The 17,647-nt window shown below is 68.0% G+C and carries 22 protein-coding genes; 14 read left to right on the top strand and 8 right to left on the bottom strand.

Translation table 11 applies throughout. The features are described 5' to 3' along the window. Positions 1 to 166: 166 nt before the first annotated feature. The 4 genes from DFR41_RS27170 to DFR41_RS27155 form a co-directional block, all read right to left on the bottom strand. Positions 167 to 1,378 carry a branched-chain amino acid ABC transporter substrate-binding protein gene (locus DFR41_RS27170; protein ID WP_017761929.1) on the bottom strand — a complete coding sequence of 404 codons (1,212 nt, stop codon included), beginning with the start codon at positions 1,376 to 1,378 and terminating at the stop codon, positions 167 to 169. A 136-nt stretch (positions 1,379 to 1,514) separates the two neighbouring features. Beyond that, positions 1,515 to 1,994, bottom strand: a complete 480-nt coding sequence (locus tag DFR41_RS27165) for a hypothetical protein (RefSeq protein WP_017761928.1) — start codon at positions 1,992 to 1,994, stop codon at positions 1,515 to 1,517. After that, positions 1,991 to 2,428, bottom strand: coding sequence for a DNA polymerase III subunit chi (locus DFR41_RS27160; protein ID WP_114805023.1), 438 nt, complete (start codon positions 2,426 to 2,428; stop codon positions 1,991 to 1,993). Before DFR41_RS27160 ends, DFR41_RS27165 begins: the two co-directional genes overlap by 4 nt. Before the next feature lie 19 nt (positions 2,429 to 2,447). Next, positions 2,448 to 3,947 carry a leucyl aminopeptidase gene (locus tag DFR41_RS27155; protein ID WP_017761926.1) on the bottom strand — a complete coding sequence of 500 codons (1,500 nt, stop codon included), beginning with the start codon at positions 3,945 to 3,947 and terminating at the stop codon, positions 2,448 to 2,450. 22 nt (positions 3,948 to 3,969) lie between these two features. On the opposite strand from DFR41_RS27155, the gene lptF reads away from it, so the two are divergent. From lptF to DFR41_RS27125, 6 genes are all read left to right on the top strand, one after another. Further along, entirely contained in the window at positions 3,970 to 5,058 is a 1,089-nt protein-coding gene (lptF, locus tag DFR41_RS27150; RefSeq protein WP_114805022.1) for an LPS export ABC transporter permease LptF, read from the top strand. Between the two features lie 4 nt (positions 5,059 to 5,062). Further along, on the top strand, positions 5,063 to 6,172 hold the full coding sequence (gene lptG, locus DFR41_RS27145; RefSeq protein WP_017761924.1) for an LPS export ABC transporter permease LptG: 1,110 nt from the start codon (positions 5,063 to 5,065) through the stop codon (positions 6,170 to 6,172). Further along, positions 6,169 to 6,540: a sirohydrochlorin chelatase gene (locus DFR41_RS27140; protein ID WP_017761923.1), complete on the top strand. Its 372-nt coding sequence runs from the start codon at positions 6,169 to 6,171 to the stop codon at positions 6,538 to 6,540. The genes lptG and DFR41_RS27140 overlap by 4 nt, the downstream gene beginning before the upstream one ends. A gap of 43 nt (positions 6,541 to 6,583) precedes the next feature. After that, positions 6,584 to 7,525: a CysB family HTH-type transcriptional regulator gene (locus tag DFR41_RS27135; protein ID WP_017761922.1), complete on the top strand. Its 942-nt coding sequence runs from the start codon at positions 6,584 to 6,586 to the stop codon at positions 7,523 to 7,525. 26 nt (positions 7,526 to 7,551) lie between these two features. Further along, positions 7,552 to 8,712, top strand: a complete 1,161-nt coding sequence (locus DFR41_RS27130; protein ID WP_114805021.1) for a pyridoxal phosphate-dependent aminotransferase — start codon at positions 7,552 to 7,554, stop codon at positions 8,710 to 8,712. 114 nt (positions 8,713 to 8,826) lie between these two features. Then, the gene (locus DFR41_RS27125; RefSeq protein WP_017761920.1) at positions 8,827 to 8,985 is read left to right on the top strand and encodes a DUF3309 family protein; all 159 of its coding nucleotides are present in this window, start codon (positions 8,827 to 8,829) and stop codon (positions 8,983 to 8,985) included. A gap of 144 nt (positions 8,986 to 9,129) precedes the next feature. Here the strand turns inward: DFR41_RS27125 and DFR41_RS27120 are convergent, their stop codons facing one another. Next, positions 9,130 to 10,035, bottom strand: a complete 906-nt coding sequence (locus DFR41_RS27120; RefSeq protein WP_114805020.1) for a LysR family transcriptional regulator — start codon at positions 10,033 to 10,035, stop codon at positions 9,130 to 9,132. 92 nt (positions 10,036 to 10,127) lie between these two features. On the opposite strand from DFR41_RS27120, the gene DFR41_RS27115 reads away from it, so the two are divergent. Genes DFR41_RS27115 through DFR41_RS27100 form a run of 4 tightly spaced genes read left to right on the top strand, consistent with a single transcriptional unit; the run spans position 10,128 to position 13,283 of the window. Further along, complete coding sequence (locus tag DFR41_RS27115; RefSeq protein ID WP_114805019.1) at positions 10,128 to 11,456, top strand: sulfatase family protein; 1,329 nt, start codon at positions 10,128 to 10,130, stop codon at positions 11,454 to 11,456. A gap of 35 nt (positions 11,457 to 11,491) precedes the next feature. Continuing rightward, on the top strand, positions 11,492 to 12,499 hold the full coding sequence (locus tag DFR41_RS27110; protein WP_114805018.1) for a Bug family tripartite tricarboxylate transporter substrate binding protein: 1,008 nt from the start codon (positions 11,492 to 11,494) through the stop codon (positions 12,497 to 12,499). Between the two features lie 34 nt (positions 12,500 to 12,533). Further along, positions 12,534 to 12,953, top strand: a complete 420-nt coding sequence (locus DFR41_RS27105) for a YidH family protein (protein WP_017761915.1) — start codon at positions 12,534 to 12,536, stop codon at positions 12,951 to 12,953. Then, a complete protein-coding gene (locus DFR41_RS27100; RefSeq protein WP_017761914.1) occupies positions 12,954 to 13,283 on the top strand; it encodes a DUF202 domain-containing protein in 330 nt (109 codons plus the stop codon). 154 nt (positions 13,284 to 13,437) lie between these two features. Here the strand turns inward: DFR41_RS27100 and DFR41_RS27095 are convergent, their stop codons facing one another. Further along, positions 13,438 to 13,791: an alpha/beta hydrolase gene (locus DFR41_RS27095; RefSeq protein ID WP_114803130.1), complete on the bottom strand. Its 354-nt coding sequence runs from the start codon at positions 13,789 to 13,791 to the stop codon at positions 13,438 to 13,440. Positions 13,792 to 14,109: 318 nt separating this feature from the next. Here DFR41_RS27095 and DFR41_RS27090 point away from each other — a divergent pair, with 318 nt between their 5' ends. From DFR41_RS27090 to arsH, 4 genes are read left to right on the top strand one after another with little or no spacing between them, the layout of a single operon-like run. Further along, entirely contained in the window at positions 14,110 to 14,439 is a 330-nt protein-coding gene (locus tag DFR41_RS27090; protein ID WP_114805017.1) for an ArsR/SmtB family transcription factor, read from the top strand. 9 nt (positions 14,440 to 14,448) lie between these two features. After that, positions 14,449 to 15,528 carry an ACR3 family arsenite efflux transporter gene (gene arsB / locus DFR41_RS27085; protein WP_114805016.1) on the top strand — a complete coding sequence of 360 codons (1,080 nt, stop codon included), beginning with the start codon at positions 14,449 to 14,451 and terminating at the stop codon, positions 15,526 to 15,528. A 17-nt stretch (positions 15,529 to 15,545) separates the two neighbouring features. After that, the gene (gene arsC, locus DFR41_RS27080) at positions 15,546 to 15,968 is read left to right on the top strand and encodes an arsenate reductase (glutaredoxin) (RefSeq protein WP_114805015.1); all 423 of its coding nucleotides are present in this window, start codon (positions 15,546 to 15,548) and stop codon (positions 15,966 to 15,968) included. After that, positions 15,961 to 16,683 (top strand): arsenical resistance protein ArsH, encoded by a 723-nt coding sequence (arsH, locus tag DFR41_RS27075; protein WP_114805014.1) that lies wholly within the window; start codon positions 15,961 to 15,963, stop codon positions 16,681 to 16,683. Before arsC ends, arsH begins: the two co-directional genes overlap by 8 nt. A gap of 42 nt (positions 16,684 to 16,725) precedes the next feature. Here arsH and DFR41_RS27915 read toward each other — a convergent pair whose 3' ends face one another. Next, positions 16,726 to 16,896, bottom strand: a complete 171-nt coding sequence (locus DFR41_RS27915) for a hypothetical protein (RefSeq protein WP_017758609.1) — start codon at positions 16,894 to 16,896, stop codon at positions 16,726 to 16,728. 139 nt (positions 16,897 to 17,035) lie between these two features. Continuing rightward, a partial coding sequence (locus tag DFR41_RS27065) for an acyl-CoA dehydrogenase C-terminal domain-containing protein (protein WP_147284451.1) occupies positions 17,036 to 17,647 on the bottom strand: 612 nt, incomplete at its 5' end.

Raw genomic sequence — 17,647 nt, 5'->3', positions numbered from 1 at the left:
GCCCTCAAGCGCCGCGCCGCTGCGCTGGGCTTCCAGATCCACCCCGTGGAGGCCGCTGCATGAAGTCAGCTGTCTTCAGTTCTGTTTCTTGAGAGGCGCGCGCCGCCACTCGAAAACGGAAAAGGGGCCCGAAGGCCCCTTTGGTCTGGCGATGCGCCGGAGGTGCTCAGCGCACCACGGCGATCTGCGTGCGCGCGCCACCCTTGTAGGTGTAGAGCGTCAGCGCGCCGTTCTTGATGTCGCCCTTCTCGTCGAAGGCGATGGGGCCGGTCAGGCCCTTGTATTCGATCTTGCCGACTTCGGGCAGGTACTTGGCGGGGTCGGCCGAACCGGCCTTGGCCATGGCGGCAGCCAGCACCTGCACGGCGTCGTAGACGTACGGCGCGTAGATCTGCACGTCCACGCCGTTCTTTTCCTTGAACTTGGCCTTCCAGGCATCCAGCGGCGCCTTGAAGTCGCCGTCCACGCCGCCTGCTTCGGCGCAGTAGACCATCTCTTCGCCGATGGCATCGCCGGCCAGCTTGGCCAGCTCGCCCGTGCACAGGCCGTCGCCGCCCATGAACTTGACGTTCAGGCCCAGCTGCTTGACCTGCTTGAGCATCGGGCCGCCGACGGCGTCCATGCCGCCGAAGAACAGGATGTCGGGCTTGGCGCCCTTGAGCTTGGTCAGGATGGCGTTGAAGTCGGTGGACTTGTCGGTGGTGAACTCACGGCCCACGATCGTGCCGCCTGCGGCCTTGGCGGCCTTCTCGAACTCGTCGGCGACGCCCTGGCCGTAGGCCGTGCGGTCGTCGATCACGGCGATGTTCTTGCCCTTGAGGGTCTCGACGGCGTACTTGCCCAGGGTGCCGCCCAGCTGGGTGTCGTCAGCCACCACGCGGAAGGTGGTCTTGAAGCCCTGGCGGGTGTACTTGGGGTTCGTGGCGGAGGGGGAAATCTGCGGGATGCCGGCGTCGCTGTAGATCTTGGAGGCGGGAATGGTGGTGCCCGAGTTCAGGTGGCCGACCACGCCGTTGACTTGGCTGTCCACCAGCTTCTGGGCCACGGCCGTGCCCTGCTTCGGATCGCCGGCATCGTCTTCAGCGATCAACTCGAACTTGGCCGTCTTGTCGCCGATCTTCATGCCCTGGGCATTCAGGTCCTCGATGGCCATCTTGGCGCCGAGCTCGTTGTCCTTGCCCAGGTGAGCGATGGCACCGCTGGTGGGCGCCACGTGGCCGATCTTGACCGTGAGGGTTTCACCCGCCGGAGGCGCAGCAGGTGCGGGCGCTGCCGCCGTGGCTGCCGGGCTCGCTGCGGGTGCTGCGGCTTCTTCCTTCTTGCCACAGGCCACCACCGAGAGTGCAGCCAGGGCGACCGCGGTCCATTTCAATTGCATGAGAAACCTCCTAAACGATAAAAACAGAACTGATATTGGTCTACCGGTCGATGCAACCGGCGCGCCATGCTGGAGCAAGTTCCAGGCCGGCACACCGGTCTGTGGCACCCACGCGCCTCCCGACCTGCAAATCAGTTTAGCCCAACGATGGTGCACGAACCCCGGCGGAAACACGGGGTTCGGCGGCCGAAAGCTCCTGGGCCAGGGCGTTCGAAATGAGCTGCCGCAGCTGGTCTTCGAGGCGGTTGCGAAGCACCGGGATCATGGCGTCGAGCTGCTGCTGGACGGCCTGGGAGACGACATCGGTCAGCGCCTCCTCCAGGCGCAGGTCGACGCGCTGGAGCACGCGGTGCAGCAGCTCTTCCTCGATCTCGAAGATGTCCTCGGGACGGATGGCCACCATGGAGGCGGTGGGCGCCGGCTCGGCAGAGGCTTGCGCCACAGGCATGGCTTCGGCGGCCGGCGGAACCGTGGCGGCGGGTGCATCGCCCTGGGGCATCGGAGCGGGCGTCTCGGGCCAGACCAGCTCGGGCCCCACCACCGACGGCGCGTCGAGGTCGACCACCGCGGTGAGGGTCGGCACGAAGCGCGGCGGGGTGCGGGGCGGCACGCTCATGCGCTGCGCGATCCCACGTCGTGTCGCGTGATGGCGTAGCCGCGATCCGAATAGTGGCGCCAGCGCGTGCGGCCAGCCAGCCGCTCGTCGTCATCGAAGCCCACCACGTCGATCAGGCGATCGAAGCGCTCGAAGCCCTGCGGCAGGGGCAGGCCCAGGTTGAGCATCACCTGCCGGTGGGACGGGGGGTCGCCTTCGGCCACGCCCAGCAACACGGCGGAGCGCCCGCGCACATGCACTGGCGCATCGGCCTTGCAGTGCGGGATGAAGTCCGCCGGCGAGAAGCGCCACAGGGCTTCGTCCAGCGCGTCGAGCAGTTCGCCGGGCCCTTGCACCACGACCTGCGCATCGGCGCCGAGCACGGCCTTGCGCAGGAGCCGGCAGGCATGCTGCAGCTTGTCGGCCGTGTTGTAGTGGACGTCGATCTCGGTCACGGGGGCGTTGCGCTCGGCCTCAGGCAGAGACTGGTGTCTTGCGGGCGCGCTTGCGGGGCGCAGCGGGCACGGCGCCCTCGGCAGCCTGCGACAGCAGATAGTCAAGAAGCAGGCCCACGGGACGGCCCGTGGCGCCCTTGGCACCGCCGCTCTTCCACGCGGTGCCGGCGATGTCCAGGTGCGCCCAAGCGAAGTCGGCGGTGAAACGCTGCAGGAACTTGGCCGCCGTGATGGCACCGCCCGCGCGGCCGGCCACGTTGGCGACGTCGGCGAAGCGCGTCTTCAGCCCTTCGGCGTACTCGTCATCCAGCGGCATGCGCCAGCAACGGTCCTGCGCGTTCTCTCCCGCACGCTGCAGGGCTTCGGCCAGGGCATCGTCACTGGAGAACAGGCCGCTGCGCACGCCGCCCAGGGCCACCACGCAGGCGCCCGTCAGGGTCGCGATGTCGATCACCGCCTTGGGCGCGAAGCGCTTGGCATAGGTCAGCGCATCGCACAGGATGAGCCGGCCTTCGGCGTCGGTGTTGAGGATCTCGATGGTCTGGCCGTCCATGCTGGTGACCACGTCGCCGGGCTTGACCGCACGGCCATCGTTCATGTTTTCGCAGCTGGGAATGAGGCCGACCACATTGATGGCAGGCTGGATCTCGCCCAGCGCACGGAAGACGCCGAGCACGCTGGCCGCGCCACCCATGTCGAACTTCATCTCGTCCATCTCGGCCGCGGGCTTGAGCGACACGCCGCCCGTGTCGAAGGTGATGCCCTTGCCGACCAGCACCTGCGGCGCCACGTCCTTGGCCGCGCCCTGGTAGCGCAGCACGATGAAGCGCAGCGGCTGCTCGGAGCCCTGGGCCACGGCCATGAAGGCGCCCATGCCGAGCTTGGCCACCTCGCGCGGGCCCAGCACCTCGACCTTGAGCTTGGGGCCGCGGGCCAGCGATTGCGCCGCCTCGGCCAGCATCGTGGGCGTGGAGTGGTTGCCCGGACGGTTGGCCCATTCCTTGGCGAACTCGACGCCCCGCACCGTGGCGCGCGCCACATCGAAACCGGCCTGCAGGCCGGAGACATCGGCCACGCCCAGCACGAGCTGGCGAATGGTGCGCGGCTCGGGCTTGGACTGTGTGGTGGTGTAGACGTAGCTCGCGTCGGCGGCGGCGAGCACCGCCGCATGCAGGGCCCGGGCATCGACGGCGCCTGCGAAGACCATCGCCAGCTTCTTGGGCGCGGCGGACTTGACCGCCTGCAGGGCCGCCCCGACGGCACTGCGAACAGCCGTGGACGAAAGATCACCGGCAGAGCACAGCACGAGCCGAGTCGCAGAGACGTCGGCTGCGCCGTAGGCCGCGATCAGCTTGCCCGGCTTGCCCTTCAGGTCGCCGGCCTTGCGGGCCTGGGCCAGCAGCCGGGACACGCCGTCGCTGCCCTCGCCCTTGAAGTCGTCATGCACGAGGACGACGAGTGCGTCGGCCTTTTCCGAGGCAGCCTGCGCGAGGCCGAGGGTCTTGAGTTGGAAGTCCATAATCCGTCTTTTCGCTCGGACGATGTTATTCCATTCCACTTTGCGCAAGGAGCTGTCGCGCAGCTTCGGGGCCACGCTGGTGGTGCTGATCGCGATCGTGATGACGATCATCCTGATCCGCACGCTGGGCCTGGCCTCGCGTGGCAGCGTCAATCCCTCCGAGGTGTTCCTGGTGATGGCCTATACGGTGATCGGCTACATGCCGACCATCCTCAGCCTCAGCCTGTTCATCTCGATCGTCGGAACGCTCTCGCGCATGTACCGCGACAGCGAGATGGTCATCTGGTTCTCGGCGGGTCGCGGCCTGGCGGACTTCATCTCGCCCCTGCTGCGCTTCGCCTGGCCGGTGCTGCTGCTGATCGCCGTGCTGTCGCTCGTCGGCTGGCCGTGGGCCAATTCGCAGACGCAGGGCATGCGTGATCAGTACGAGCGCCGCGGCGACCTCGACCGCGTGGCGCCCGGACAGTTCCAGGAGTCGGCGGCACGCAACCGCGTGTTCTACATCGACAAGGACTCGCCGGACGCCACCTCTGCCTCCAACGTCTTCATCTCCTCGCTGGAGCGCAACCAGCAGATCATCACCTCGGCCCAGAGCGGCAAGGTGGAGACGCTCATGGGCGGCCGCTACCTGGTTCTGTCCAACGGCCAGCGGCTGGAGCGCAGCTTCGACAGCAGCGACCTGAAGATCAGCGAGTTCGGCACCTACGGCGCCCGCATGGGCAACGACAGCCCCCTGCCGGGTGAGTCGGTGGCGCCGAAGGCGCTGTCCACGCTCGCACTGATGGCATCGCCTTCGCTGCCCAACCAGGGCGAAGTTGGCTGGCGCGTGGGCATGGTGCTGGCCGCCGTCAACTTCGTGCTGCTGGCGCTGGTGGTGTCGAACGTCAATCCGCGCGTGGGCCGCAGCGGCAACCTGCTGTTCGCCCTGTTCTGCTTCGTCATCTACTTCAACCTGCTCAACCTGGGCCAGAGCTGGGTGGGCAACGGCCGCTTCTCGCTGCCCGGCTTCCTGGTGGTGCTGCATGGCGGCATGCTCGTGGGCATGCTGCTGTGGATCGCCCTTCGCCACAACAGCTGGCGGCGTCCGCGCCCGCGCGTCGCCACATCCTGAACGCATGAGAACGCTGCGCCGCCTGATCTACGCCGAGGCGATCAAGTCGATCGCCTTCGTCACGCTGGGCTTCCTGAGCCTGTTCTTCTTCTTCGACTTCGTGGACGAGCTGTCCGCGGTGGGCAAAGGCACCGTGGCACCTTACGGCCTGCCCCAGGCCCTGCTCTACGTCACGCTTCTGGTGCCCAGCCACCTCTACGAGCTGCTTCCGATCGCGGTGCTGATCGGCAGCATCTTCGTGATGGCCAATCTGGCGCGCAGCTCGGAGTACACGATCCTGCGCACCAGCGGCCTCGGTCCCTGGCGAGCCCTGCGCATGCTGCTGACGCTGGGCCTCGGCTTCGTGGTGCTGACCTTTGCGGTGGGCGACTACGTGGCGCCGTTGTCCGACCGTGCGGCGCAGCTGCTCAAGTCCCGCTACCAGGGCTACCTGGCGACGGCCGGCCTCACGGGTGGCTGGCTGAAGGAGCGGCAGGGCGACCATTCCTTCGCCGTCAACGTGGTGTCCATCGACCGCGACGGCACGCTGAAGCTGCCGCGCGTGTTCGAGTTCGACGACCGCGGCTTCCTGCGCTCGCTGACCACGGCCGACACGGCGCGCATTGTCGCGGGCGGCTGGGTGCTGCAGAACGCCCAGCGCCAGGAGTTCCAGACCGCGCCCGGCACGACGTCGCCCAAGGTGATCAATGTTCACCAGCCGCTGCTGGCCTGGCAGACGGGCCTGACCACGGACATGGTGGCGGTCGCGCTGCTCAAGCCCGAGCGCATGCGCACGGTCGACCTGTTCGAGTACACGCGCCACCTGGATGCCAACGGCCAGGCCACCCAGCGCTACAAGATCGAGTTCTGGCGAAAGGTGTTCTATCCGCTCTCCTGCCTGGTGATGGTGGTGTTGGCCCTGCCCTTCGCCTACCTGCACTTCCGCCAGAGCGGCATCGCCGGCTACGTGTTCGGCGGCGTGATGATCGGCATCAGCTTCTTCCTGCTGAACAACGTGTTCGGCTACATCGGCAATCTGCGTGACTGGTGGCCCTGGGCCACGGCGGCGGCGCCGGGCCTTCTGTATTCGCTGATGTCGCTGGGCGCCTTCGGATGGCTGGTGCTGCGGCGATGACGACGCGCGGCATCGTCCTCTTTGCCCATGGCTCGCGTGACGCGCAGTGGCGCGAGCCGGTGGAAGCCGTGGCGCGTCGCGTCGCCGAGCAGGCGCCGGACGCGCGCGTGCGCTGTGCCTACCTCGAACTGGTGGCGCCCGACCTGCCGACGGCGGTGGCGGAGCTCGTGGCCGAAGGCGCGGCCAGCATCCACGTCGTGCCGCTCTTCCTGGGCATGGGCCGCCATGCGCGGGAAGACCTGCCGCTGCTCATGGCCGAACTGCGCCAGCAGCACCCCGCCATTCAGTTCACCCAGGCCCCGGCCGTGGGCAAGGATCCGGCTGTCATCGACCTGCTGGCCCGGCTTGCGCTCCACCCAGCTCGATAGATTGATAAGGCATAATGAATCGCGATAAACATCGGGATTTGTTATGAACCTTCACCAGTTCAAGTTCGTTCAGGAGGCGGTGCGCCGCAACCTGAACCTGACCGAAGCCGCCAAGGCGCTGCATACCTCGCAGCCCGGCGTCTCCAAGGCCATCATCGAACTGGAAGAAGAGCTGGGCGTGGAAATCTTCGCGCGCCATGGCAAGCGCCTGAAGCGCGTGACCGAGCCCGGCCAGCACGTGATCGCCAGCATCGAACTGATCATGCGCGAGGTGGGCAACCTGCGCCGGATCGGCGAGCAGTTCAGCGCGCAGGACAGTGGCACGCTGTCCATTGCCACCACGCACACGCAGGCCCGCTATGTGTTGCCGGTGCCCGTGGTCAAGCTGCGGGAGGCCTACCCCAAGGTGAACGTCAGCCTGCACCAGGGCTCGCCCGGCCAGGTGGCGCAGATGGTGCTGGACGAGGTGGCCGAGATCGGTGTTGCCACCGAGTCGCTGGATGCCTATGACGGCCTGGTCACGCTGCCCTGCTACGAATGGCAGCACGTGCTGGTGCTGCCCAAGGACCATCCGCTCGCAACCAAGGAGCGCGTGAGCCTCGAAGACCTGGCCGCCGAGCCGCTCATCACCTACCACCCCTCCTTCACCGGCCGCACGCGCATCGACCATGCCTTCGCGCAGAAGAAGCTGTCGCCGCGCATCGCGCTGGAGGCCATCGACTCCGACGTCATCAAGACCTATGTGCGCCTGGGCCTGGGCGTGGGCATCGTGGCCGAGATGGCGGTGCGCGAGGACAACAACGACGACCTCGTGGTGCGACCGATGGGCCAGGTGATCGGCCAGAACGTCGCACGCGTCGCCTTCAAGCGCGGCGCCTACCTGCGCAACTTCGTCTTCAAGTTCGCCGAGTTGCTGTCGGACCGGCTGGACCGCAACCTGATCGCCAAGGCCCTGAGCGGCCACTACGACGACTACGAACTCTGATCCCGCTGCATCGCGCCTTCACTGCCATGACCGCTCCCCGCACGCCCGAGCCGGGCACCAAGCTGCCCGCCGTGGGCACCACCATCTTCACCGTGATGTCCGCCCTGGCGACCGAGCACGGTGCCGTCAACCTGGGCCAGGGCTTCCCGGACTTTGGCTGCGACCCGAAGCTGCTGGACGCCGTGACCGCCGCCATGGCCGCGGGCCACAACCAGTACCCGCCGATGACCGGCGTACCGCTGCTGCGCGAGCGCATCGCCGCCAAGATCGAGGCGCTCTACGGCCGGCACTACGACGCCGGCAGCGAGATCACGGTCACCGCGGGCGCCACGCAAGCCATCATCACGGCGATCCTGGCGCTGGTGCGACCCGGCGACGAGGTGATCGTCCTGGAGCCCTGCTACGACAGCTACGTGCCGAACATCGAGCTGGCCGGCGGCGTGGTGGTGCGCGTGCCGCTGGTACCGGGCAGCTTCCGGCCCGACTTCGGCCGCATCGCCGCAGCGCTCTCGCCGCGCACCCGCGCCGTCCTGATCAACACGCCCCACAACCCGAGTGGCACCGTGTGGACCGCCGAAGAGATGCGCCAGCTTGAAGAACTGCTCGCGCCCACCGATGTGTTCGTGATCAGCGACGAGGTCTACGAGCACATGGTCTACGACGGTGCGCTGCACCAGAGCGTGGCCCGCTTCCCGGGCCTGGCGGCGCGCAGCCTGATCGTGAGCAGCTTCGGCAAGACCTACCACGTCACCGGCTGGAAGGTCGGCTACGTGGCGGCGCCGGCCGTGCTGACGGCCGAGTTCCGCAAGGTGCACCAGTTCAACGTGTTCACGGTCAACACGCCCATGCAGCATGCGCTTGCGCATTACATGGCCGATGCGGCGCCCTATGTGGACCTGCCCGCCTTCTACCAGCGCAAGCGCGATCTCTTCGCCGAAGGCCTGGCGCGCACCCGCCTGCGCCTGCTGCCCAGCGAGGGCAGCTACTTCCAGTGCGTGGACATCTCGGCGGTGAGCGACCTGTCGGAGGCCGATTTCTGCCAGTGGCTCACGCGCGAGATCGGCGTGGCGGCGATCCCGCTGTCGGCCTTCTACGGCGACGGATTCGATCAGCGCGTGGTGCGCTTCTGCTATGCCAAGCGCGACGAGACGCTGCGCGATGCCTTGACGAGGCTGGCAAAACTCTGACACCCGTCCGCGGCAAGGGCCTGACAGCGCAAGGGGCCCACCGCCGTCCGCCCGGCCCCTTCGACATGCTCAGCATCCGCTCTGTCAACAACTCACAGAGCTCGGAGCTACGCCATGTCCCTTTCCTTCATCCTGCTCATCGTCCTGATCCTGCTGCTGATCGGAGCCCTGCCCAGCTGGGGCTACAGCCGCAGCTGGGGCTACGGCCCGAGCGGCGGCCTGGGTCTGGTGCTCGTGATCGTGATCGTGCTGCTGCTCATGGGACGAATCTAGTCTTCCCTGCCCACCACAAAGCCGCCCGTGCGGGCTGGGTCGATGGCCCGGCCGGCGCGGGCGGTTTTTCTTTCAGCCGCAAAGAGCGGGACAAGCCAGTCTGTCGCCCTCGCGCCTCCGCCTGCGGGAGCGGCAGTGCATCGGCTACGCCAGCGACTTGACCTCGGCCACGATCAGTTCGGCGACCTCGGCCATCAGGCCACTCTCCAGCGTGGTCGTGCGGCTCCACAGATAGATGGGGCGCGACGCCGCCGGACCCGGCCAGGTCAGTTGCACCAGCCCGAACCGCGCACGCAACCGCTGCAGCGGAAAGTTGGGGAGCACCGAAATATGCCGGCCGCGCGCCAGCATCTCCAGCAGCACGAAGGCCTCGCCCAACACGGTCACCTGCGCCCGCATCTGCTGCACGCCCCCGCCGGCCAGCATGGTCCGCACATCCTGCTCGAAGGGCGAGGTCGTGCCCATGCTGATCCAGTCGGCAGTCTCCGCCTCGCCATGCGCCAGAGAGGCCCGGCCGGCGAAGGGATGATCCATACCGCAATAGACGCCCAAAGTGTCCGCCACCAGCAGGCGCCGCTCGATGCCCTGCGGAGGGCGCTCCAGCCACGAAGGCGCGATCACGAAGTCGTGCTGGCCATCGATGAGTTGCTCGACCAGCGTATGCGGCCGGTCGCTGCGCACCGACAGGGCCAGATCGTCGAAACGCGTCAGTAGCGCGCGCGTCACCTCGTCGAGCACCGCAGCGCCCACCATGGGGCCCGAGCCGATGCGCAACTGACGACGGATGCCGCCACGGTGCCGGGCGCTCACCTCTGCTGCATCGTTGAGCCGCCGCGCGATGGCCCGTCCCTCACGCGCCAGCATCTCGCCCAGCGGCGTGCTGCGCACGCCATAGCGGCTGCGCTCGAAGAGTTGGCCGCCCGCCTGCATCTCCAGCGTCTGCATGTTGTGGGTGAGCGTGGGCTGCGTGAGGTGCAGATGCCGGCTCGCCTGCGTGATCGAGCCTTTCTCGAGGATGGTCGCGAGCTGGACCAGGTGCCGAGGATCCATCGGGATTTTTATGGTTGGCGCGTAATTTTCAATTTTACGGATGGCTGCTTCCTGCCTAAGCTCGGCAGTTGCTCCTCGCAGTGCACGCTGTCATGACCTCCAGACCCAACATCATCTACATCGTCGCCGACGACCTGGGCTATGCCGACCTCGGCTGCTACGGTGGCCGCAGCGCCGACTTCGGCCTCGTCTCCCCGAACATCGACGCCCTGGCCGAAGGCGGCCTGCGCTTCACCGAGGGCTATGCCAACTCGCCCGTCTGCTCGCCCACGCGCTTTGCGCTGATGACCATGCGCTACCAGTACCGCCTGCGCGGCGGCATGGAAGAGCCGATCAACAGCCGCAGCAAGGGCAGCACCACGCTGGGCCTGCCACCCGAGATGCCCACCCTGCCCTCGCTGCTGCGCGATGCCGGCTACGCCACGGCGCTGATCGGCAAGTGGCACCTGGGCTATCCGCCCAGCTTCGGTCCGCTGCGCTCGGGCTACGACGAGTTCTACGGGATCATGGCCGGCGGTGTGGATTACTTCACCCACTGCTCCGGCCGCGGCGACCACGACCTCTATGTCGGCGAAAGCGAGCACCACGAGACGGGCTACCTCACCGACCTGCTCTCCGCCCGCGCCGTGGGCCATGTGCAGGCCCGCGCGGCCGACGCCCGCGCCGGCAAGCCCTTCTTCCTGAGCCTGCACTACACGGCGCCGCACTGGCCCTGGGAGACGCGCGACGACGCGCATGTGGCCGCCGAGACGGCCGCCAACCTGTTCCACCTGGACGGCGGCAACATCCACACCTACCGCCGCATGATCCATCACATGGACGAAGGCATCGGCCAGCTGGTCGCCGCCCTGCGCGCAGAAGGCCTGCTGGAGAACACGCTGATCGTCTTCACCAGCGACAACGGCGGCGAGCGCTTTTCGGACAACTGGCCACTGGTCGGCGGCAAGATGGACCTGACCGAAGGCGGCATCCGCGTGCCCTGGATCGCGCACTGGCCGGCCGCCATTCCCGCTGGCACCACCAGCGCCCAGCACTGCATGACCATGGACTGGTCGGCCACGATGCTGGAACTGGGCGGCGGCGCGCCGCCTGCCGGCCACACGCTGGACGGCGTCTCGCTGGCGGCCGTGCTGCGCGATCCGGCGCAGCGCTTCGAGCGCCCGCTGTACTGGCGCATGAACCACCGCGACCAGCGCGCGCTGCGCCGCGGGCCCTGGAAGTACCTCAAGGTCGACGAGCACGAGTACCTCTTCGACCTGCGCGCCGACGAGCGCGAACGCGCCAACCTGGCGGCGCGCGAACCCGCACGCTTCCAGGCACTGCGCGAGGATTGGCTGGCCTGGAACGAATCCGTGCCGGCCATCCCCGCCGACGCGGCCGTGAGCCTGGGCTATTCGTACCGCGACATGCCGCAGCGCTGAGCGCCGCGGCCCCTCGACATCCAAGGAGACAGACCATGACCCCTTCAACCCGCTCGGCCGTCGCCCGCCGTATGGCACTCGTCGCCGGACTGGCCTTCGGCGCCTTCGCCGGCGTCGGCGCCCATGCCCAGGCTCAGGCTCAGGCCTGGCCCACCAAGACGATCAAGATGATCGCGCCCTCCACCCCGGGCGGCCCGCCCGATGTCTATGCCCGGGCACTGGCCGACCTGATGTCGCGCGACCTGGGCCAGCCCATCGTGGTCGAGAACTCGCCGGCCGTCGGCGGCATGGTGGCCGCACAACAGATGCTGCGCGCGCCCGCCGATGGCTACACGCTGATGGTCAGCACGGCCGGCATGCTGACCATCACGCCCAACGCCAATCCCAAGGCCAAGTACACGCCCGCCGACTTCACGCCCATCTGCCAGGGCGTGGACGCCGGCCTCGTGCTCGCCAGCCATCCGTCGCTGGGGCCGAGGGACTTCAAGGGCCTGCAGCAGTGGCTCAAGGCGGAGAAGACGCCGCCCACCTATTCGTCGTATTCGCCGGGCTCGCCGGCGCACTTCCTGGGCTTCCAGCTGAGCGAAGCGCTGAACGTGCCGATGACGCATGTGCCCTACCGCAGCAGCCCGCAGCAGATCACCGACATGGTGGGCGGCATCGCGCCGCTGGGTTTCGTGCAGATCGCCACCGCCACGCCGCAGATCAAGGCCGGCAAGCTGCTCGCCTTCGCCACCACCGCGCCGACGCGGGCCCCCGAGCTGCCCGACGTGCCCACGGTGCGCGAACTCGGCCTGCCGCAGCTGGAAACGACCGTGTGGTTCGGCCTGAACGGCCCACCCGGCCTGCCCGCGCCCATTGTCAAACGGCTGACCGATGCGCACCGCAAGGTGCTGGCCTCGCCGGAGTTCCGCAGCCGCATGGCGCTTTCGGGCCTCGCGCCCTCGCCCGACATCTGCGGCGACGCCTTCCTCAAGAAGATGAACGACGAGTCCGCGCGATGGGCGCGCATCGTCAAGGCCACCGGCTTCGTGGCCGACTGAGGCGGCAGTCAGCCGGCATACGGATACTCGGGCGATGGCCGAACACGACTCACGACACAAGGCAGGCACCGCCCCCCGTACCCAGCCCCGGCCGGCATGGCGCTCCAGCGGCGAAGAGCCGGACTACCGATTCACGCTCGCCAACGAACGCACCTTCCTGGCCTGGATCCGCACGGCGCTGGCGGTGCTGGCGGCGGGCGTCCTGCTCGACCAGTTCTCCACCAAGCTGCAGCCCCATCTGCTGGTGGTCGGCACCGCCATCTTGCTGAGCGTGGTGGCCGGCACGCTGGCCTTGCTGGCCTACACGCGCTGGCGGGACAACGAGGTGTCGATGCGCCACCGCCATGCGCTGCCCCATTCGCGCATGCTGGCCATCCTGACGGTGGCGGTGGTGCTCATCTGCGCGGTGCTCGCCGTGCTGATGGCCTGGGCCATTGCCAGCCATCGCGCCTGAATGTCCACCGCCGCGAGCCGCGACCCGGGCCTGCAGCCCGAACGCACCACGCTGTCCTGGACGCGGAGCGCCGCCGGCCTGCTGCTGAATGCCGTGCTCAATCTGCGCAGCGGCTATGTGCACGACTCGGTGCCGCTGCTGGTGCTCTCCGGGGCGCTGGTGGTGGCTGCAGCAGCCGTCTTCAGCTTCGGCCGAGTGCGGCGCCGCCAGCTGTCGGCGCATGGGCCCGAAGCGCTGGCCGATCCGCTGGCCATGCGGGCCGTGACGGTGGCCGCGCTGCTGGCCGCCGCGACCGGCCTGGCTTCGATCCTGCTCGGCCACTGGCACTGACGCGCCCCGGATCGATAGCCGCGCCAGCACAGGCGTTGGCCCCAGAAACGGAAAGCCGGCACGCTTTCGCATACCGGCTTCCGGGTTACCCGAAGGCATCCGCCCTGCGCCTTGCCCGCTGACAACGGGCGCCGCGCAGGGCGGCGGGGGTCTTTTACAGACCGGCCTTGCGGTAGACCGACAGGCTGCCCTGGGTGTACTGGGTGGGAATCGTGCTGTTTACGAAGGCCTTGGAATCCAGGTTGGCGGTCGGGTTGTGGGCAGCAGCCACGGCTTCGGCCTGCACGGCGGCGCGGCTGCGGGGAGCGGCCGGGGCCACGGCGACCTGCTGGCCGACGTATTCCAGGTTCTGCTCGGCGCGAGCGGCCTGCACGCCCTGGGCGTTCACTTCGGCGCGGCTGAAGGCCGACACGGGGGCGACGACGCCCTGGTATTCCTCGGCGCTGGCGCCGGCAACGGCGGCGAACGACAGGGCGGCGAGGGCGATGATCTTCGAGGTCTTGGTCATGATTTTTCTCCTGTAGGCAGGCAGTGCATTGAACAGAGCTGGCAAGGCACCCGCCTCGCCGGCTTCGGGTCTGCGTTCAATCGCTGGCCCGTGAGATGAATTGTGGACCGCTGAGCTAGGGAAAACCCGAGGCATTGCCGAACGTGGTGTTCCGCCGCAGGAAACAATCGCTGGCTACCTCGACCGCCGGAATGCGCTGGCGCGAGGGGGCCCCACCGGTCTCCGCCCGCTGCGAATGCTGCTGCGCTTTCATGGGGGAGCCGCGCCCCAATCGAAAATCATGGCCAAATGATTCAATAACCCTTGTATCATCGAACAATGACCGAGAACGAAGCCGTGTCCGCCCTCGCCGCCCTGGCCCATCCCCAAAGGCTGCGGGCGTTCCGCGCGCTGGTGGTGGCCGGGCCTCAGGGATCGACGCCCAGCACGCTGGCCGATCAGCTCGATGTGGCGCGCAACACCTTGTCCTTCCATCTGAAGGAACTGGCCCATGCCGCCCTGGTGACGATCGAACCCCAGGGCCGCAACCTGGTCTACCGCGCCGACTTCGCCCGCATGAACGATCTGCTGGGCTACATGACCGAGCACTGCTGCCAGGGCGAAGGCTGCGAAGTCGTCGCCGCAGCGCCCAGGTGCACCGCCTGCTGAGTAACGACGATGACCACGCCCTCACTTTCGAGCCGCCGCCAGCCAAACGCGGACATGAGTGCCTTCGAGCGCTACCTGACCCTCTGGGTACTGGCCTGCATCCTTGCGGGCATTGCCTTGGGCCAGTCCGCGCCGCGCGTGTTCGAGGCCGTCGGTCGCCTGGAAATCGCGCAGGTCAACCTGCCGGTAGGCGTGCTGATCTGGGTCATGGTGATCCCGATGCTGCTCAAGGTGGACTTCAGTGCGCTCGGACAGGTGCGGCAGCACTGGCGTGGCATCGGCGTGACCCTGTTCATCAATTGGGCCGTCAAGCCCTTCTCGATGGCACTGCTGGCCTGGCTCTTCATCCGCCATGTCTTTGCCGGCTGGCTGCCGGCCGAGCAGCTCGACAGCTACGTGGCAGGCCTGATCCTTCTGGCAGCTGCGCCGTGCACGGCGATGGTCTTCGTCTGGAGCCGGCTCACGGGGGGCGATCCGGTGTTCACGCTGTCTCAGGTGGCCTTGAACGACACCATCATGGTGTTCGCCTTCGCGCCCATCGTCGGGCTGCTGCTGGGCCTGTCGGCGATCACCGTGCCTTGGGCCACGCTGCTGACCTCCGTGGCGCTGTACATCGTCATCCCCGTCATCGTGGCGCAGTTCTGGCGACGCGCACTGCTGCGCAAAGGCCAGGCAAGCTTCGATGCCGCCTTGGCGCGCATCGGTCCGCTCTCCATCGCCGCACTGCTGCTCACGCTCGTGCTGCTGTTCGCCTTCCAGGGTCGCGCCATCCTGCAGCAGCCGCTGGTCATCGCCATGCTGGCAGTGCCGATCCTGATCCAGGTGTTCTTCAATTCCGGACTGGCCTACTGGCTCAACCGGCGCGTGGGCGAGAAACACGCCATCGCCTGCCCCTCGGCGCTGATCGGCGCGAGCAACTTCTTCGAGCTGGCCGTGGCGGCCGCCATCAGCCTCTTCGGCTTCCATTCCGGCGCGGCCCTGGCCACCGTGGTCGGTGTGCTGATCGAGGTGCCCGTGATGCTGCTGGTCGTACGTCTGGTCAGCCGCTCGCGCGGCTGGTACGAGCGTGGCGCGGCGTCCGCTTCCTGACCCCTGTCCCCTGCCCCATGAGCAACATCACGATTTATCACAACCCCGACTGCGGCACCTCGCGCAACGTGCTGGCCCTGATCCGCAACAGCGGCGAGGAGCCGCTGGTCGTCGAGTACCTGAAGACGCCACCCGAGCGGCAGACCCTGGTCGGCCTGATCGCGGCCATGGGCATACCGGTGCGCGGGTTGCTGCGCGAGAAGGGCACGCCCTACGCCGAGCTCGGGCTCGCCGCTCCGACATGGAGCGACGAGCAGCTGATCGACTTCATGGACCAGTACCCCATCCTCATCAACCGCCCCATCGTGGTCACGCCGCTCGGCACCCGCCTGTGCCGCCCGTCGGAGACGGTGCTGGACCTGCTGCCCCAGCCGCAGCGCGGCGCCTTCGACAAGGAAGACGGCCAGCCGGTCGTCGACGCGGAGGGCCGGCGTGTCTGAGGCCATCCACGATCTGCCGCAGCTCGACGGCGCGCATTTCGAACTGCCCGACATCCGCCGACTCATGCCGACCGAGCGCAGCACGCATGCGCCGCGCTTCCTGCTGCTGTATGGCTCGCTGCGTACGCGCTCCTACAGCCGCTTGGCCGCCGAAGAGGCCGGCCGCATCCTGCGCGCGCTCGGCGGCGAGACGCGGATGTTCAATCCGTCGGGCCTGCCGCTGGTGGACGACGCGCCGACGGACCATCCGAAAGTGCAGGAGCTGCACGCGCTCACCCAGTGGGCCGAGGGCATGGTGTGGTGTTCGCCCGAGCGCCACGGCGCCATGACCGGTCTGATGAAGACACAGATCGACTGGATCCCGCTCTCGGTCGGCGCCGTGCGCCCGACGCAGGGCAAGACGCTGGCCGTGATGCAGGTCTCGGGCGGCTCGCAGTCCTTCAATGCGGTGAACCAGATGCGCGTGCTGGGCCGGTGGATGCGCATGCTGACCATTCCCAACCAGTCCTCGGTCGCCAAGGCCTACCAGGAGTTCGACGAAGCCGGCCGCATGAATCCATCGGCCTACCACGACCGCATCGTCGACGTGATGGAAGAGCTGATGAAGTTCACGCTGCTCACGCGCGACGTGGCGCCCTATCTGGTCGATCGCTACAGCGAGCGCAAGGAGAGCGCGCAGGCCCTGAGCCAGCGGGTCGGGCAGGCGGGGCTCTGAGGGCCTGCTGCAAGAGAACGCCAAACCTCCGCCGCGCGGCCCTCAAGACGCGCCCACGGGCGCCGTGCCGGTGGAACGCGTGGTCGATTCCCACTGGAGCAACAAGGCGCGAAGGTCGTCCAGCTTGCCGGTGACAAGCGACAGTGCATCGCTGCCCAACAACAGGTGTGCGGGCGGCCGTTCGACCGCGGTGAGGATGCACTGCACCGCCATCCCGCCGTGATGCTGGCCGCAGTGGTTGCCAGGGTTGATGAGAAATGGGGCGGCAAGATCCAGAAGTTCAAGCTGCGCGAGGGACTCGGCGCGAAGAATCCGATCGACGTCTGAACCCCGGTATCCGCCGCGTCGGACGTCAGAAGGCCTCGAGCGGCAGAGCCGTGACGCTGGCCGCCCCGCCCACGATGGCGTCGCGCGTGGCGCCGGCCTTCACCAGGATGTGTTCGGCATAGAAACGCGCCGTGGCCACCTTGGCCTGCATGAAGGCCGCGTCCTGCGCCTGGGCCTCAGGCGTCAGCGCCACCAGCAGCGAGCGGCCCAACTGCCAGCCGGCCACCAGGTTGCCGGCCAGCATCAGGTAGGGCACGCTGCCCGCGTACACCGCATTTGGGTCGCCCTTGGCCTGGCCGGCGATGAAGTCCACCACGTCCAGGTAGGCCTCACGCGCTGCCTTCAGGCGCAGGGCCACGGCCTTGGCATCGTCGCTCGGGCTGGCCAGCAGTTCCGCCTCGGTCTTCTCGACCTGCGCTGCGATCGCACGTGCGGCCTGGCCGCCGTCGCGCGCCGTCTTGCGGCCCACCAGGTCGTTGGCCTGGATGGCGGTCGTGCCTTCGTAGATGGTCAGGATCTTGGCATCGCGGTAGTACTGGGCCGCGCCGGTCTCCTCGATGAAGCCCATGCCACCGTGCACCTGCACGCCCAGGCTGGTCACCTCCAGGCTCATCTCGGTGCTGTAGCCCTTGACCAG

Origin of the sequence: Pseudacidovorax intermedius, from assembly GCF_003350475.1 — a bacterium.
Taxonomy (GTDB): domain Bacteria; phylum Pseudomonadota; class Gammaproteobacteria; order Burkholderiales; family Burkholderiaceae_C; genus Xenophilus; species Xenophilus intermedius.
Note: the sequence above shows the minus strand (reverse complement) of the source record. Positions and strands in the feature narration are given on the sequence as shown.

Bases quoted from the DNA above. Each gene is read 5' to 3' on its own strand.
- DFR41_RS27130 (WP_114805021.1), top strand. From the start codon at position 7,552: ATGACCGCTCCCCGCACGCCCGAGCCGGGCACCAAGCTGCCCGCCGTG.
- DFR41_RS27095 (WP_114803130.1), bottom strand. From the start codon at position 13,791: ATGACCAAGACCTCGAAGATCATCGCCCTCGCCGCCCTGTCGTTCGCC.
- arsB (WP_114805016.1), top strand. From the start codon at position 14,449: ATGACCACGCCCTCACTTTCGAGCCGCCGCCAGCCAAACGCGGACATG.
- DFR41_RS27125 (WP_017761920.1), top strand. From the start codon at position 8,827: ATGTCCCTTTCCTTCATCCTGCTCATCGTCCTGATCCTGCTGCTGATC.
- lptG (WP_017761924.1), top strand. From the start codon at position 5,063: ATGAGAACGCTGCGCCGCCTGATCTACGCCGAGGCGATCAAGTCGATC.
- DFR41_RS27915 (WP_017758609.1), bottom strand. From the start codon at position 16,896: ATGGCGGTGCAGTGCATCCTCACCGCGGTCGAACGGCCGCCCGCACAC.
- DFR41_RS27090 (WP_114805017.1), top strand. From the start codon at position 14,110: ATGACCGAGAACGAAGCCGTGTCCGCCCTCGCCGCCCTGGCCCATCCC.
- arsC (WP_114805015.1), top strand. From the start codon at position 15,546: ATGAGCAACATCACGATTTATCACAACCCCGACTGCGGCACCTCGCGC.
- DFR41_RS27170 (WP_017761929.1), bottom strand. From the start codon at position 1,378: ATGCAATTGAAATGGACCGCGGTCGCCCTGGCTGCACTCTCGGTGGTG.
- DFR41_RS27110 (WP_114805018.1), top strand. From the start codon at position 11,492: ATGACCCCTTCAACCCGCTCGGCCGTCGCCCGCCGTATGGCACTCGTC.
- DFR41_RS27120 (WP_114805020.1), bottom strand. From the start codon at position 10,035: ATGGATCCTCGGCACCTGGTCCAGCTCGCGACCATCCTCGAGAAAGGC.
- DFR41_RS27100 (WP_017761914.1), top strand. From the start codon at position 12,954: ATGTCCACCGCCGCGAGCCGCGACCCGGGCCTGCAGCCCGAACGCACC.
- lptF (WP_114805022.1), top strand. From the start codon at position 3,970: ATGTTATTCCATTCCACTTTGCGCAAGGAGCTGTCGCGCAGCTTCGGG.
- DFR41_RS27115 (WP_114805019.1), top strand. From the start codon at position 10,128: ATGACCTCCAGACCCAACATCATCTACATCGTCGCCGACGACCTGGGC.
- DFR41_RS27155 (WP_017761926.1), bottom strand. From the start codon at position 3,947: ATGGACTTCCAACTCAAGACCCTCGGCCTCGCGCAGGCTGCCTCGGAA.
- DFR41_RS27165 (WP_017761928.1), bottom strand. From the start codon at position 1,994: ATGAGCGTGCCGCCCCGCACCCCGCCGCGCTTCGTGCCGACCCTCACC.
- DFR41_RS27135 (WP_017761922.1), top strand. From the start codon at position 6,584: ATGAACCTTCACCAGTTCAAGTTCGTTCAGGAGGCGGTGCGCCGCAAC.
- DFR41_RS27105 (WP_017761915.1), top strand. From the start codon at position 12,534: ATGGCCGAACACGACTCACGACACAAGGCAGGCACCGCCCCCCGTACC.
- DFR41_RS27140 (WP_017761923.1), top strand. From the start codon at position 6,169: ATGACGACGCGCGGCATCGTCCTCTTTGCCCATGGCTCGCGTGACGCG.